Below are 15,752 nucleotides of genomic sequence, written 5' to 3'. Positions count from 1 at the left end.
GACTTTTGCCAATGACAAGGTTCAGGCCGAGTTTTTTCGTTCTCTTTTCTGATTAAAGTTATTATATTTAAATTGCTTTTTCTTTCTTTGCCGGCCCTCAAGCCTTCTTATTTTTACCGTAACATCAAATACTATCTGCCAAATTTCGCCGGCCGGCCGACGTAGCTTTCTTTAAGAAAAGGCCTATCGCACCCAAAAAAATCAGTTCTAAGGCAATCAGGACGAGCATTGCCGGGAATTCACCCATTCTATACTTGAACGTCGTAAAATAGAGAACTACCCCGATAATAGCGGCACCGCTAAATGAAATAAACATTTCAAGCAAGCTATTAAGATTATTTTTAGTCACCTGAATCTCGCTCTCCCAATTCAACCGCGGCCTGAACAAATCTATTGTTAAACCCAACATATTGCTACCCAAAGAACCCATGCTCCCGCTAATGAAGCCGATCACAACAATGTGCCAAGGCAGAGTTAATATGCAGCCCGGAATAATCAGGAATAAAATCCAAGCGATCGACGAATAAATCTGGGACAAACTGAGCTTAGCCATCACTACAGTTTTAAAGTCCACCGGCCAAGCGTTGATCATATAAGCGCCTTTGCCCTCACGCGAAAACGAGCTTACCGCCAGACCACTAACACCGCCCATAAAAAATCCGATAATTCCGGTAGCCCCTACAGCGGTTGGTAAAAGCCACCCCTGTCCGGCCGAAGAACTGAAGAATGTAACAACATCAGCCCTTATGTTAATTATACTTTCACCCGATTTAAATAGAGCAATAGCCGCTATAGCGTAAAACAGTATAGGAACATAAAAATTCATCAACACATAGGAAAGGATAAACGTAGGCGAACGCATTATCATCCGCTGGTCACGCAGAATTAAAGCTTTAAGAAGAGTGGTATCTCTCAAGGAACGCTGCAATTTGCCTCGGCTAAGTTTCATCCGCCTTGCGGACACGGCAGCTCCACCAAGCGCACCGCGGAAATAGAATAAGTTTCCGCATTCATATGCAATAAAATTCAAGACAATCGTAACCGCGATATACAAAGCCCAGTTAATGAGTTTAACCGTAATATTGTCTGTTGCAATAGCTTTAGCCCAGAAATTCAGCCCCGGTATTTTAGCAATTAAACCGTGCAACGTTGACATTGTAGCTGAATTAGTGGAAGCATCGGAATTATACATACCACTCAAACTGGCTACCACAATTATTCCGATCAGAAAAATGATATTTACAATCATTTGTAAGCGTTCACGATTTTTGATAAAGCAAAGCATCCGCATAATTATGATTATTATAATCGAGAATACGGCAACTGGCACGGTGGTCAGTAAAAACGCCGATATAACAGCTTCCACATATCGGCCAATGCTTTGATGGCTGAAATAGCAAAAGATAAGTGAAGCCGGCAAAAAAATGACCAACGAAATCATAGCTTCGCTAAACTGTGAAACCGCCAAACGAGCTCCCACAATCTCGCCAGGTTTAACCGGCATGACCAAAAAAAGCTCCAAATCGTTGCTGAAATACATTATGTTCAGGATCAGCATGAACGCCATTACTATACTTAAAACTAACGGCATGAATGCCAAATTTATAATTGCCTCGCCGAACGCAAGCTTTCCTTCGTTAAACAGGACTGCCTGTGACTTTCCAACACTTCCGAAAATCAAGATTGAGTATATAAGCAGTGCCACAACAATCCCTATTTGTTTCAAAAGTTTCCGCTGTTTTCCGGCCGCGACTCCGGCGAACCTTTTGCGGCGTGCGCTGCCTATGCCACCGAACGCACTCGACATTTGCGTGCCTTGCAGCATCATTCGCATCATTAAATATATATTACGCATATACAGCTCCTTTTAAGCATCTCATAAGCATTTCGTCTCGTTCGATCACGGTTACGTGTTCAACTCACCTTCGGTAAGCTCGAGAAACATTGATTCAAGTGAAGTATTCGCTTTAAAATGCTCACGCATGGCCGCTATGGTTCCATAAAACTTCAATTCGCCTTTATCTATGATCGCGATAGTGTCACATACCTTTTCAGCAACTTCCAACACATGGGTGGAAAACAGAACCGCATTGCCCTGATTCGCATGTTCGCGCATCATATTTTTTAAAATAAAAGCTGACTTCGGATCAAGTCCGGTCATGGGTTCGTCGAGGATCCAGAGGGGCGGATTGTGCAGCAAAGCCCCAATCAGCACTATTTTTTGACGCATACCATGGGAATAGCTCTGGATTTTATCGCCCAGAGCATCAGACATTTCGAACTTTTCCGCCAGTTCTTCAACTCGCTTGATCCTTGTTTCGACCGGGACCCGATATATATCGCCAATGAACTTTAAATATTCAATACCTTTAAATCGCACAAAAACGTTGGGATCGTCCGGAACGAAGGCAAAGGACATTTTGGCCGCTACCGGATCGGCCTGGATATCATGATTATTGATAGTTATCATGCCTTCCGTCGGTTCCAAAATTCCGGTGACCATCTTTAAAGTTGTAGTTTTTCCGGCACCGTTCGGCCCCAAAAGTCCGCAAATTTCGCCGGGTGCTACTTTTAAAGATAATTGGTTCACCGCTTTGCTTTTACCGTCGTAACTTTTCGTCACCGCTTGAATATTAAGCATAGTACCTCCCTTGATAATTCTTCGTGCATTACTCGCTGAAACACTTGAACGCCGCTTTTTTGTGCGACGCTATGCAGGTTAAACGTAATTTTGGCCGCATCCGGCGGCATTTGGTTTTTTCGTTCAACCTTCAACTCAGTCGGCATCAAACCGAGAACATGCATCCATTCAAGAATTTTTGTGAGAGTTTGCCTACAGTTGCATGTATAGAAACAAATCTGATATTCACCACAAAAATTCGCTTCGCTACAGGCCGAAGAATCTCTATTTATTGTATTAATTTTTTCTATTATATCATATTGTCCTGCTCGTGAAAAGGTAAGTAAATATGGCCATAATTTAGCTATAAGCGGATCAGCAGCTTGCAATGTGTCAAGGATGATTTTTTCGCGCTCAGGATCATAAACTTTTAGCCCGCGGGCGGCTTTATAGCGACCTATATTTGAGGTGATGGCTCTGCGTTGGGCCAAAAGTTCACGCAAAGATAGATCAATCTCGTCCAGCTGTTTGCGCCAAAAAGGCAGCCCGGGCATTTCCGGCAAATCAGGCTGCTTCTCCATGTCGCTCGTATCAAGTTCGTTTCGCATTTTTACCTTCTCACCTCTCCGCATGTCAGACTTGGTTTTACTGTCCTACGGCTCACAAATCAGCCAAATAGCCGAAACTGCCATGCACCTGAAAGCCGCGATCCAGCAAAGCTTCTTGTACGTCGGCATCGGCCGCCAAAAGTCTGATCGGTCGATTACGCAGTGCGTCATGCCCCAATTTAGCCGCCGCCATGGCATAGGCGAACGGATTAACCACCGCCACAGTCGCAAAAGCTATGTATTCCGCTTCATCAAACAACCGTAACAAACGGTCGGCCGGCGGCAAACTGTTCTGCCGATGATATATCGCCACGCCTCGCACGCGAAATTTAGCCATATTCAGCATTATTTCCATCATTTCGCTGTCTTCCGCCCCCCGGAAAACTAGAATCTGATCTTGCGAGGTAAGGAAACGTTGCATATCGCCGGCCAAGTCTTCGGCCGTCTGACCGGGCGCCGTATAATCCGCCTGTATTCCGACCTCACTCAAAGTACGATACACTTCATCGTTAGGCGCGGCAAAAGCGCAACCGCTGAGTTGGCGCATATCGTGTCCGGATGCTAGGTACTCGTCAAAAAAAGTTGTAACTGCATCGGAGCTTAAAAAGGCCAGCCACACCGGGGTGATGTTCAGCTGTTCAGGCTCGTTTTTATGTCGGTCACGTTCAAACAACCGTTCCTTATGCTTAGTCGCCGGGACTTTTATTACACTCGGCAAACACAGGTCGCCACGCAAAATTTGGTCGAACAGATCGCGAAGTACAGCTTTGTTATCCTCGTCCACCAACACGGCACTCAACCGCAGTTTAATAATATGCGCCCCCTGTTCTTCCCATTCCCTTTGCCACGCGAATTCACGTTCATCGCTGTTGTCTATGCTCGGGATAAGCACACTTTTACCAAGCAAAGGTTTGTAACCGCTGTCGGTGCGATCCATAACCTCGTGCGAGCGAACAATTTCACCGACAATCAACAAGCCGGGCTGCTCATTTGCGGGGACGGATAAAGCATGTTCCAGCATTGCCAAAGTTGAGACGACACAGCCTTGCTCAGGATGCCCCGGCCTTGCCAAAAACATCACTGCCGTATGCGCGGAAAAGCCCTGACGCATTAATAAAGATGCAATATATCTGCCTTGTGATGGAACGATATAAAAAAGCAAAGTTCCCTGTCGCCCGGCCGTCATATCAAAACGGTAAGTCGACAACATTGGATCACTACCATCGTACAAATGCGCGTGCGGCGACCTCCCGGGGAAGATAAGCGGTACTCCGGCCAAAGACGGGCCGCTTATGCTGATTGAAATTCCCGGCGTAAGTTGAAAAGGTACACGCCGCTCAATCAGGCTTTTAGCCAAAACTCCGCCACAGGAAAGCAGATAGCCATCCCCCCGGATAAGCACGGCGATTTTCAAACCTTTGCGCCAAGCATCAATTATTTGCTCCAGCAAAAAATCCATTTGTTCCAGTCTTGCGTCAGAATCAATATCCAAAATGCTCGCTTTTACCGGCAACAAATAAAACAGCTGTTCTGCCTGGGGGGAACGGCAAATAACCAAGTCCGTTCGCCGCAACAGATATTCTGCTTCTATGGTTAACTGTTTTGGCGCCCCTGAACCGATCCCAATCAAATGGACATTGCCGGTAACACCGTGCAAAATACTGTAGCACAGCTGCTTATTAATTCGTTTTCCCGGCTCACTGATCGGCTTGCAAAGCCAGCGTTGAAACGGCCGTTCCAGCCGCGGATTGTAAAGTGACATAAAGTACGTATTGTTTTCCGACCAAATGCAACTTCCAGCGCGTTCTTTGCGGTCTGACACTAGGTTAGCTATTTCAATTTCCAGACGATAAATTTTTTCCGTTTCGACATTATGGAGAAACGAAAAAACAGCAGCCGCCAATTCGTCTTCACAGTCGCTGACCAAAACCGCCACCGCTCCTTGCCCGGCCGGTGGTACGACCCGCTGTTTAGACAACACTTCTACGGAATATTCAGAGGAACAGCCATCAAATATCAGGTCGGCAAGCGGGATCGCGCAAGCACCCCAAACGCCTTCATGTAAGCACGTTAAGGCTTGTTCAAAATTATACGGTCTTTGTTCGTAATGTGCGCCAAGTTTTTCGCTGCGTAACTGCCGCGCCAGGGAAAAACTATATACACCGATGAAATCGTGTTCTCCGGCCGGGTGATCAGACAGCGAAACGAGGGCGTATTCGGCCGCTACCACTTCACTGATCGCCGCCACACGGATTCCTGCCGGCAGTTTTTGCGGCAGTTCCGGCAAAGCAATAACGCCGATTTCTATCTGCCGATTCAGTAGGGCGTCAAATACTTTCTCCACTTGCGCAGGCGAAGCGTAGTAATCTTCTTTGTTGATTATGCTGTGCCGATCGAAACCTGACACCGGCACCTGAGTCAAATGAAAAGGTAAGCCGGCGCGACGCAAACGGCTGACAACCCACTCGGCTCGGTCGACAGCAATCTGCCATGGTATAGCCCCCACCCGCACTAAAGGTCCGTTTGTATTTAAGCGTAAAGGGCGAACGGCATTATCCGCCTGCACCGTTATCTCACTTTGTGACCATTTACCACCTTTACCGTCCTGCCCCGCTTGCGCATCTCGCAGTCCTTGCGCCCCTTGTGAAACCGCCGCCTTATTGTTTGTAAAACCAAGTTTATTTGCACCGTTAAGCAAATCGACTCGGCCAAGGTCAGCCGAACGCGGGAGTTTACTTGCGTCACGGCTTTCCGGTACCCTGGAAACGCCGAAAACACCGGACATATCAGCCGGCGCGGCAAAATCATCCCCCCCGGCAGCCCCGGCGGCTTTGGCAGCCCCGACGGCCCCGGCGGCCCCGGCAGGTTTGGCAGCTTGTCCTCCACTTCTCATTTGATTAATTTAACCAGATGCTTAAAGGCTGGGGTACCTGCCTGTTTGAGCCAATCATAAATGACGGTTTCAGTAGTAGTTATTACAGCTCCCATATCTCTCATCTGCTTTAAAGCAATGTCATAATCGAACTGGTGACGTGAAGCGATGGCATCCGCCGCCACAAAAACGAAATACCCTTGCTTGAGCAACGCACGCACTGTTTGTAAAACGCAAATATGAGCCTCGCCACCGGTAATCAAGATCCTTTGGCGACCACTCAGCCGCAACTTGGTGCGGATCTCATTGCTGATCGCATTAAAATCCAGTTTCTCATAACAGGCAGTATCAACCTTTGCACACAGACTTTTGATCGGCTCGACCGTTTCGCCTAGGCCCTTGGGATATTGTTCCGTTTTAATTACCGGAATTTGTAATTCGGCCGCCGCCTGCAAAAGTAAAGCTGTTCGCTCGACTGCCGCCTGACCGTTGAGCAACGCCGGAACCAGTTTTTCCTGCTCATCTATAATAAAAATTAACGAATCATCACTATATAAATCAAACGTTGAAAAATCATTTAATGCCGCCATGTTAACCTCCATAAATGCATATTTTCCTTCAATTCATGTTACCACAATTGCGGCTAAACTTGCCAGTCGCAAAATTTTGGCCTAATATATTCTCACTATATTTTTTATATTTTTTGGGAGCCTTACATGCTTACACCTTGTATATATTTGGCAATTCCTTGCTTTAATGAAGAAGAAGTTTTACCAATTTCCACACCGATTCTGCTCAAGATAATGCAAAACCTAATCGATTCCGGCAAAATTTCCGCCACCAGTCGCATTTTATTCATCAATGACGGCTCCAAGGACCACACTTGGGATGTTTTGAACGATTTGTACAACCAAAACACGCTAGTCGAAGCTGTTTCATTGAGCCGTAATCGTGGTCACCAAAATGCCCTGCACGCGGGATTGATGACGGCTGCCCGTTTTGCCGATGCCGTAATTTCAATGGACGTAGACTTGCAAGATGACCCGAAAGTAATCGCCGAAATGATCGACAGGTTTATTCAAGGCTATGAAGTTGTGTACGGAGTTCGCTGCTCACGCGAAACCGACAGTTTCTTCAAACGTCACACGGCCTTGGCTTTTTATCATTTGCAGCAGCGTCTGGGTGCTGAAATTATCGATAACCACGCTGACTGTCGTCTGCTAAGCCGTCGGGTCATCAACGCTTTGGCCGAGTATCCTGAACGTTTTCTCTATTTGCGCGGCCTGATACCGCTGATCGGCTTTAAGTCAACTATAGTATACTATGAACGTCATTCCCGCATGGCAGGCGAAAGTAAATACCCTTTGCGTGCCATGTTGCGCTTGGCCAAAAACGGTCTACTAGATTTTAGCGACAAACTTCTTAGTTGGATTCTGCCGGTCGGAGCGGTCGGTTTAGGCGGCAGCATCGTCGGACTGTTGGTAAGTCTGATCTGCCATTGCTGCGGCAGGCAGGTCAACCCGTTCGTTTGGCTCGGTCTTTTCATCGCGTTTTGCACCGGCTTATTGCTCACCGCCCTAGGCATGCTTGGGGAATATGTAGGTCGCCTGTACGTGGAAGTAAAAAAACGGCCGCGCTATTTTATCAGTGACTTTTTGTCACACCCGAGCGAAGATGCTTCAAAGGTAATCTGATATGCCTGATATGCCGTCACTATCCAACCTTCCCTTAGATCCTAATCAAAGAGCAGCCGAACGCCGCGCCTTGCTCAAGCTGTTATTCTGGGCAGCACTGACCGCCGCGGTAATTTTCCTACCGTTCACCCTGAAAAACGGCGGTATTTTCACCTTGGTGGCCGACTTTAACGAGCAACAGACATCTTTTAATATGCTCGCCAATACAGCGATTAAACGCGGCGATGTTTTTTGGAATTGGCAGGTCGATTTAGGTGGCAGTTTCATCGGTATGTTTGCTTTCTACAATCTGGGCAGTCCATTCTTTTGGCTCACCCTACCATTTCCAGCTGCACTTTTCCCCTACCTGATGCCCTATTTATTGATGCTTAAATATGTAGTTGCCGCCCTGTGCGCCTACTTATATTTACGTAGATTTATCAAGGACTCCGGCATTGCAAGCATTGTTGCCATGGCATACGCCTTTTCCGGATTTCAGGTCATCAACCTTATGTTCAATCATTTCCACGATGTGGTGGCATTTTTTCCGCTTTTGCTGCTTGCTTTGGAAAAAGCGGTAACCGAGGGACGGCGAGGCCTTTTATTAATCATGGTAGCTTTTTCCGCTGTGCTGAACTATTTTTTCTTCGTAGGGGAATTTGTCTTCTTGATTATTTATTTTATTTGTCGCTTTGTGTCCGTTGATCTGCGCAGTGCCTTACGCGCCCTACCACGTTGCCTTTTTGAAGGTATTTTAGGCGGCATGCTCAGTGCCTTCATGCTCTTACCGGCTGCCATCTGGACCTTAACTAACCCACGTTTAGACTACATGTTCAATTTCAGATCGGCCTTCACCTTCGGGTTTGACATCTATATTAATCTGCTGAAAGCGATATTTTTCCCGGCTGATATGATGGCCGGCGAAATAACATCATATTTTTCCGGCTACACTTCGATGTCAGCTTATCTTCCGTTTCTCGGATGTCTGCCGCTTATAATCTTTTTCTTCCATAAAAAGAAGGCTTGGTTTTGGCTAAAAATGCTTTTGGCGGTACTTCTTATTTTCGCCGCCGTGCCTATATTTAACGCCTTTTTTTACGCCATGAATCCGGCTTATTATGCACGCTGGTTCTATATGCTCAATCTAATGTTCTGTCTAGCTGCAGGAATGGTTCTTACTTCAGCAGAAAAGATCAGCTTTCAACTTAAAATTAATGCAGCAATATTTAATTTGTTGGTCATCGTCGCGATGCTGACACACTACCTTTTTGCCCACAATTATTCAACTCAATTCGGGCAAATAACACGGGCCGAGCCATTTCTGATCTATGCGCTCATAACTTTGGTTTCAGCATTACTCAGCGGTGGATTGTTGCTATATCCACTGCGCGCCGGGAAATTTTATACCATGCGTGAGTTACGCCGTCGCCCCGATTTATTACTCGAAAATCCTGTCAGTGCCGGATTCAAGCGGTGTTTAGCGGTCGGTATGACCTTGGCAATAATCGTAACCCATGTTTGGCATATAAGTATGACTCAAAATTTCAGCTTGCGAACCTTACCGCGTGAAGCACATCATTCTACTGTTACCGCCGGACTTGACTTGATAGAATTTAGCAATAAATATTCGCATGAATTAAATGGATACCGCGTAAAAAGCTTTGATGATCGCTCCAACAATACATTAGTCGCCTATCTGCCATCTGTTAGCTCATTTATCAGTACAGTCAACGGATCAATCCCACGCTTTTATAAATTCATCGGCAGCTCGCGTTTTGTGATTTCTCGCAATGACGATTACTGGACTCAAAAACTTTTGGGCGTAAAATATACTGTTTCTACGCAAAAATTGCCGTTCAAACCTATTTGGCAAGCCAAGCACGCGTACGGTTCCACTTACGTATATCAGCAAAACGAAGCCCTGCCTATAGCCGTCGCTCACGATAGTTACATTGGTCCTGACACTTTCATGACCCTTGAAAACAAGCAAAAACCGCGACTTTTGTTGCGAGCTTTGGTCAGTCCGCAAAATTTCCACGAATTGATCAAACAAAGCGGCGACGCTGTCCATCCCAACGCTGCCCGGCCGACCTCCGGGCAAGCAGAAAGCCCAGCCCCTGACTACATAACCGGGCGCCTGCGTCATTTAACTCCGCAAGAAGTATACCGTTTCAATACCAAACAGGCGCACTTAGATCTGGCTGAACGGAAAAAGATGGCCGGCTATGATTTTACTTTTAGCACACATGGATTAAAGTTCCGGCTAGACGCTCCCCAAAATCGGGCTACCGCTTGTTTGCTTTCCGTTCCTTGGGATAAAGGTTGGCGTGCTACGGTTAACGGCAAAAAGTTCGTGCCGCAGAACATGGGTGGGTTGATGGTTTTGCCCCTAGCTCGGGGTGCAAACGAAATTGAACTCAGTTATAAAGTCATCGGGCTTAAAGAAGGTTTGATTATTTCAAGCTTAGGGCTGGTGATTACTCTTTTGTATATCGGCATCTCGATCCGTGGTTTCGCCAGATTGAAAAAACAGACAAAACCCTGAGTTCAAGCCTAGCCTAAACTCAGGGTTAATGCAGTGCTAAATTCAAGGTTAGCACAATTCCTACATATTTTTCCGTCTGCCTTGATTTTACTTGTCTGTCGCTGACCAAGTTATAGAATACAATTCATTTTTACTTGTCTTCTCCCCATAACTTAGCACCCAAGCATATATTGCGTTTGTCCCAGCATAGAAACGTGCCGATACATCCAAATTTCCGAGGGTCTTGCCTATTTTTATTGCATTGCCGGTAATTTCAAATAAATTCAAAGCGTAATTGGTATTAGCTGCACCGAGCACAACACCGACTGAAGAAGAAATCGCCTGTGCCCGATAAAATTCTGGAACGTGTTTTTGTTCGGCCACAACCATTTTTTCAGCCCAATCGTAGACCGTCACGTCGACAAAATTTGATCCGTCATTCCGATTGGTCAACCCACCCTTCATGACATTCAGATCTCCGAAATTATAGGCTATCTCGGCCGCGCAGGGCAACTCCGCCTCCGTTAGCTTTTCTCCGTCAAACTTAATTAAATATTTCTTGTTGCCTGAGCCAACATTGCTCAGGAACACCCAATCATTTTGTCCACCGTCCGGACGTAAAGCACCAACAACAGGTATATTTTGCGGCACTTCGCGATTGTCATCAAACATCCAGCAATCATAGCTGCAAACCTGCTTTATCTGTCCGGCCTCAACTTGCGCAAAATTAATGCGATACTTTTCTCCGTTCTTCTCACCATATATCACGTAAACCTTACCAGAGAGTTTTATCAACAGCGGCATCAGGTTTAAATTATCTATACTCGGTATTTCCTTTACAAAAACTGCCTTGTCTTTTTCAGGTTTGCTCCACAACCCAATTTTCCCGTCTTTTGAACCGACGGTAAGATAATATAGGCAGTCTTCCGCGGTTTGTGCTGCCCAGACTCTATTTTCTTCTTCAGAAAGATCCTTCAACGTCACCAATTTCTGATCTTTGACATTATATGAATAAATTCCTTTGCTGCGGCCGAATATTCCACTTAAAGAAATTGCCCCAATATCCAAGATCAAATTGTCGCCGTCCATTGTCAATAATTCAGCATGAGGGTAGCCGGGCAGGTCAGGTGTCGTCAGATCCGACAATTCCGGCGGTAAAGGCAGTTTGTTCAACTTTACGGTTGCCGTATCAATTTTCTTTTTTCTGGCTGACGAATTATCTTTAGAGGAGGCTGGAGAATCAGAATGGTTGTTCGTGCCGTTTTCATCACTGCAATCAGCCACATTCGCTGCAGCCGTCATGCTTTCATTTGTTTGCTTAGTTGTTTCATTACAAGAAACAGTTAACATCATTATGGTCGTGAGGATTACTGCAGTTGACAATATTTTTTTCATGGAACCTCCTCAATAAATTATGCTATACGCGATCAACATGTCTATTTGTCTATATGTTACCACCTATTATTCGGCATGCATATATATTCATTTATAATAAATAAAATCATTTTTAAATTGTGTAATCAGCATATAGATACGAGAAAATTGGCAGCACACTGAAATTTTTGTCGGAATCGGATCAGGACTTAGGCGAGCACGATTCCGACTTATTAGGATTGCAGTGCTGTCAACCTGTCAGTTAGCTGCCCCAGCCTTGCGTGTCATTTCATCTTCCGGATAATAAATGTTCCCTTGCTTGTCCTGAATAATGCAGCCGTCACCGGGTAAATCTTCCTTTTCCTCCCCGGTCAGTGCATCATAGACATAGTGCAAGCAGTTATCTATCGACAGATCATAGTAAGGCGTTTCCGGAGAAAAAAATTCCCCGTATGTACCTCCACTATACAAATCTGTTTTCAGCTCAAATTTGTCCATCCACTGTTTGTAATGTTTCTCTTTAAACTTCGCAATAATCTTTTCGCGCGGAATTATCTTACTCAGCTGCTCTTTACTTACCTGATAGCCTTGCTGTTTCTCATACTGAATCGCATATTTATCACGTGTAAATTCGCCCCTTATATAAATCAAGTCACCATTTTGCACCAAGCCGCCGGGCAATCTTTTTGTTCCAACAACCGCAAAAAAATGATTCATCGCACTTGGCTTTGTTTTAAATTCCAAGACATATTCATCAGATAAAAGTTTTACTTTTTTTAAATCAGCAATGATTTCCGTATATTTCTTTTGCATCATCGCCACCGGCACCGGCTCATTAGGATCCATGTCCAACATGGGCGGCACAAACTCTATAATGTTTCCATCTTTATCTGTCAGTAATTTATAATCCTCATCTTTGGGTGATTTAAATAAGAAAAACGTCTTCTTGTAATAGTTTGGTAAATCCATTTCCGGCTGATCTTTAGCAGTCCCGGAAAATTTAAATATTTCCGGGTCGGCCTGCAGAACACGTAACTGTTCTGCGTTTATTTTGGGGACAGACAATTTTTCTTCCGCTTTAGAGGGCTGAGCAGTTGTCGCACCTGTAGTTTCTGCAGGCGCCGAGGCAACGCCACCGGAACAGCTCGCTAGATTAGTAATAATTAAAAGCGCAGTAACCATGATAAAAAATTTTCTGAACATTTTAATTACCTTCCCCACAGAATGTAAATACTAAAATGATTATATCTATCTAAACTCATGATATAGCTTAACTTTTAGGCTGTAAATATGTACAAAAGACGAATTTTTCTTCTTAAAATTGTGCAAATTGATACTTTACGATATTTTTATTTGGATGAAGCAGCTCTGCGCCAAAACGGCAAAAGCACACGAAACAGCGCCGCATTTAAAGCACCGGTCAGTAATGAAACAACGATTAAATATGGATAAATAATGCCTACAGTTACACCGAGGGGCAACAGGCTCAGCACAGCCAACTGACCCAAGTTGTGTAAAAAGGCCGAGCTGATGCAAAGAAAAAAGTAGCTGACCCGGCGCGGCGGCAGCAGTAACAGAAGACTAACCCCAACCCAAGCAAAGACGGTGCCACCTAAGCTAAGCGCAGCAGCCACCGGACCTCGCCAGATAAGCGCAATGAGTACTTTAGTCGCAGCTAAATAGATACTATAAGACTTCGGCAGGAAACACAGGGCAAACATAACTACAAGGTTAGCTAAGCCATACCGCAACGGTACAGCCACAGGCGGCGGTGGCAGCCAGCTTTCCAAAATGCCTAATACGATCAGCATAGCCGCCATCAGCCCGAGATAAGCTAATTTAGTTGTACCTCGACGGGTCATCTTGTTTCCGCCGGACATCATCGGATTATTCATTTTGTTCTCCGGGCAAGTTTTCCTTCCTCACTATTAGTTGGCCGCAAACCTGCCCCTCTACCACCGCTGACCATATCCGGCACATCTGCGTTCCCCGCCCTTTCGGCTTCATGTGTCGAAAAAAGGCGAATAACAACTCGATTGGGCAAACAGGCGGCACTTTGGCCGGGGAAACGTAAAACTCCACTGCGTACACAAATCTTATCCGGACAGTCGCTTGACGCAAAAGCAATCCCTCCATCCGAAGTCAGACGCAGTTTTACCGCCGTATGCGGAACGCTTAGTTCTCGCTCAGCTTGGCCCGGTCGCAAAGCAATACGCATTACGATTTTTTGGCCGACAAACACCCGGGCTTCTGCAGCAGCCGGAGCGTTAAAATAGAATAAGTACCAAGCACTACCAGCGGTCAAGAGCAGCAGTACCAAGTACAACACGTCTATTTTTTGGATAAACCGCCGCGAGTCACGCCCCGTATCTGATTTCATACTAATACTTAAAAAATCCTTGACCAGTTTTGCGTCCCAGCAAATTAGCACGTACCATTTTGCGCAATAACGGGCATGGACGATAGCGCACATCGCCGGTATCCGATAACAATGTCTCCATTATTTGTAAAACAGCGTCATTTCCAATGCTGTCCGCCAAGTGTAATGGTCCGCAGTGGTGATTGGCACCCAAAATCATCGCCTTATCAATATCAGCAGCTGTTGCCACACCTTCCATCAGCAAAAACACCGCTTCATTGATTTGCGGAATAACTAGACGGTTGACAATGAATCCGGCACTTTCCTGCATAGTTACAGTTTCTTTGCCGATACTGTGCGCTATTCGCTGAATTGCCTCAACCGTCGATTGCTGAGTCAACATTCCCGGCACCACTTCAATAAGCGGCGTCTTCGGCGCAGGATTGAAGAAATGCATACCGCAAACGTTGGCTGCGTGTTCCAAGCCGCAGGAAATTTCGGTAATTGAAAGCGCGGAAGTATTAGTCGCCAACAAAGTGTTAGCCGAACAAATATCGTCCAGCTCTTGAAAGACTTCCTGCTTGACACTCATATGCTCAAAGATAGCCTCAACTACCAAATCAGCATCTGCAGCCAAGTCTAATGATGTCGCCAGATGGATATTATCCAGCCACTTTTCAACTTGTTCAGCTTTGTATATTCCCGCAACCGTTTCCGCTTGCAAGGCGGCAGTTATTTTTTTGTATCCTGACTGAACGGCGGCATCAACCGTGTCATACAACCAAACCGTGTGGTCATGTTGCAGGAAAGTCTGTGCTATTCCGGCCCCCATGGTTCCGGCACCTACTATAAAAACTTTCATATTTAAATCCTCTTATATTGTCTAAAGTTTTATATTGTTCAACGTTTGGCCGGAGAAGGATTAATAATCTCTCTGACTGTTCCTTGGCCGCCGACATACATTCTGGCACAGATATTCAAAAACAGGCCGGTTTCTAAAACACCTGTCAACGGCAGTAGGTTCTTTTGAATATAACCCAAATCAAGCGGAGCGTCTACCATTAAATCCACCAAAAGATTGCCATTATCGGTAACCCATAATTGTTTAGACTCTGATGGATTTTGTAGCACTTCAATTTGACGGCGAACAGTCGGGCAAGTCCAATCCGGTAATTCTTCGCCGCGACGACAACGCAGTCGCGGCTTTAACCCGAGATGGTCTATCTTATATATTAGAGAACTGGCCCCGAACGGCAAAATTTCTACCGGTAGATGGAAATCCCCAATGGCCGGCACCAATTTGCGTTCATCCATAACCCAGATGACCTCTTTACTCATCATCGCAATAATTTTTTCGCGAAACAGAGCGCCACCGCCACCTTTAATGGCATTAAATTGCGGGTCGATTTCATCAACTCCATCGATCGCTACGTCAAGTTCGGTAACAGCATCGGCACTGAGAAGGGGGATATGACGTGCTGCAGCCAGTTTAGCAGTCGCTTCAGAAGTGGCAACCGCCTTTATTCGTAAGCCCTCCGCCACCAGCTGACCTGTGCGCTCGATGGCGTAAAAAGCGGTAGATCCGGTACCGAGTCCAATAAGCATCCCGTCACGCAGGCATTCGCACGCCTTATAACCGGCCAAACGTTTTCCTTGTTCTATCGGCGACAGTTCCGCCGCTGCCGACTCGGATGAGTTTAATTTATCCATTGCCCTACCCTC

13 protein-coding genes are annotated in these 15,752 nt (G+C 45.7%); 2 read left to right on the top strand and 11 right to left on the bottom strand.

From position 1 onward, the window contains the following. Positions 1-124 precede the first annotated feature (124 nt). From HMPREF0868_RS01395 to HMPREF0868_RS01375, 5 genes are read right to left on the bottom strand one after another with little or no spacing between them, the layout of a single operon-like run. A complete protein-coding gene (locus HMPREF0868_RS01395) occupies positions 125-1,855 on the bottom strand; it encodes a hypothetical protein (protein WP_012992922.1) in 1,731 nt (576 codons plus the stop codon). Positions 1,856-1,906: 51 nt separating this feature from the next. Beyond that, the gene (locus HMPREF0868_RS01390; protein ID WP_012992921.1) at positions 1,907-2,641 is read right to left on the bottom strand and encodes an ABC transporter ATP-binding protein; all 735 of its coding nucleotides are present in this window, start codon (positions 2,639-2,641) and stop codon (positions 1,907-1,909) included. Further along, entirely contained in the window at positions 2,620-3,228 is a 609-nt protein-coding gene (locus HMPREF0868_RS07770) for a chorismate mutase (RefSeq protein WP_012992920.1), read from the bottom strand. The genes HMPREF0868_RS01390 and HMPREF0868_RS07770 overlap by 22 nt, the downstream gene beginning before the upstream one ends. A 52-nt stretch (positions 3,229-3,280) precedes the next feature. Continuing rightward, positions 3,281-6,121 (bottom strand): SAM-dependent methyltransferase, encoded by a 2,841-nt coding sequence (locus HMPREF0868_RS01380; RefSeq protein ID WP_012992919.1) that lies wholly within the window; start codon positions 6,119-6,121, stop codon positions 3,281-3,283. Beyond that, positions 6,118-6,690: an isochorismatase family protein gene (locus HMPREF0868_RS01375; protein ID WP_012992918.1), complete on the bottom strand. Its 573-nt coding sequence runs from the start codon at positions 6,688-6,690 to the stop codon at positions 6,118-6,120. Before HMPREF0868_RS01375 ends, HMPREF0868_RS01380 begins: the two co-directional genes overlap by 4 nt. Before the next feature lie 126 nt (positions 6,691-6,816). On the opposite strand from HMPREF0868_RS01375, the gene HMPREF0868_RS01370 reads away from it, so the two are divergent. Further along, positions 6,817-7,794, top strand: a complete 978-nt coding sequence (locus tag HMPREF0868_RS01370; RefSeq protein ID WP_012992917.1) for a glycosyltransferase family 2 protein — start codon at positions 6,817-6,819, stop codon at positions 7,792-7,794. Position 7,795: 1 nt separating this feature from the next. Beyond that, entirely contained in the window at positions 7,796-10,318 is a 2,523-nt protein-coding gene (locus HMPREF0868_RS01365; protein WP_012992916.1) for a YfhO family protein, read from the top strand. Positions 10,319-10,405: 87 nt separating this feature from the next. Here the strand turns inward: HMPREF0868_RS01365 and HMPREF0868_RS01360 are convergent, their stop codons facing one another. From HMPREF0868_RS01360 to rpiA, 6 genes are all read right to left on the bottom strand, one after another. Further along, on the bottom strand, positions 10,406-11,692 hold the full coding sequence (locus tag HMPREF0868_RS01360) for a hypothetical protein (RefSeq protein ID WP_012992915.1): 1,287 nt from the start codon (positions 11,690-11,692) through the stop codon (positions 10,406-10,408). A 237-nt stretch (positions 11,693-11,929) separates the two neighbouring features. After that, positions 11,930-12,874: a hypothetical protein gene (locus HMPREF0868_RS01355; RefSeq protein ID WP_012992914.1), complete on the bottom strand. Its 945-nt coding sequence runs from the start codon at positions 12,872-12,874 to the stop codon at positions 11,930-11,932. Positions 12,875-13,020: 146 nt separating this feature from the next. Continuing rightward, positions 13,021-13,566 (bottom strand): Gx transporter family protein, encoded by a 546-nt coding sequence (locus HMPREF0868_RS01350; RefSeq protein ID WP_012992913.1) that lies wholly within the window; start codon positions 13,564-13,566, stop codon positions 13,021-13,023. Beyond that, positions 13,563-14,051, bottom strand: a complete 489-nt coding sequence (locus HMPREF0868_RS07765) for a NusG domain II-containing protein (protein ID WP_012992912.1) — start codon at positions 14,049-14,051, stop codon at positions 13,563-13,565. The genes HMPREF0868_RS01350 and HMPREF0868_RS07765 overlap by 4 nt, the downstream gene beginning before the upstream one ends. A gap of 1 nt (position 14,052) precedes the next feature. Continuing rightward, the gene (locus HMPREF0868_RS01340) at positions 14,053-14,892 is read right to left on the bottom strand and encodes a 3-hydroxyacyl-CoA dehydrogenase family protein (RefSeq protein ID WP_012992911.1); all 840 of its coding nucleotides are present in this window, start codon (positions 14,890-14,892) and stop codon (positions 14,053-14,055) included. 38 nt (positions 14,893-14,930) lie between these two features. Further along, complete coding sequence (rpiA, locus tag HMPREF0868_RS01335) at positions 14,931-15,740, bottom strand: ribose-5-phosphate isomerase RpiA (RefSeq protein ID WP_012992910.1); 810 nt, start codon at positions 15,738-15,740, stop codon at positions 14,931-14,933. Between the last annotated feature and the right edge of the window lie 12 nt (positions 15,741-15,752).

Origin of the sequence: Mageeibacillus indolicus UPII9-5 (assembly GCF_000025225.2) — a bacterium.
GTDB classification, from domain to species: Bacteria; Bacillota; Clostridia; order Saccharofermentanales; family Fastidiosipilaceae; genus Mageeibacillus; species Mageeibacillus indolicus.
Note: the sequence above shows the minus strand (reverse complement) of the source record. Positions and strands in the feature narration are given on the sequence as shown.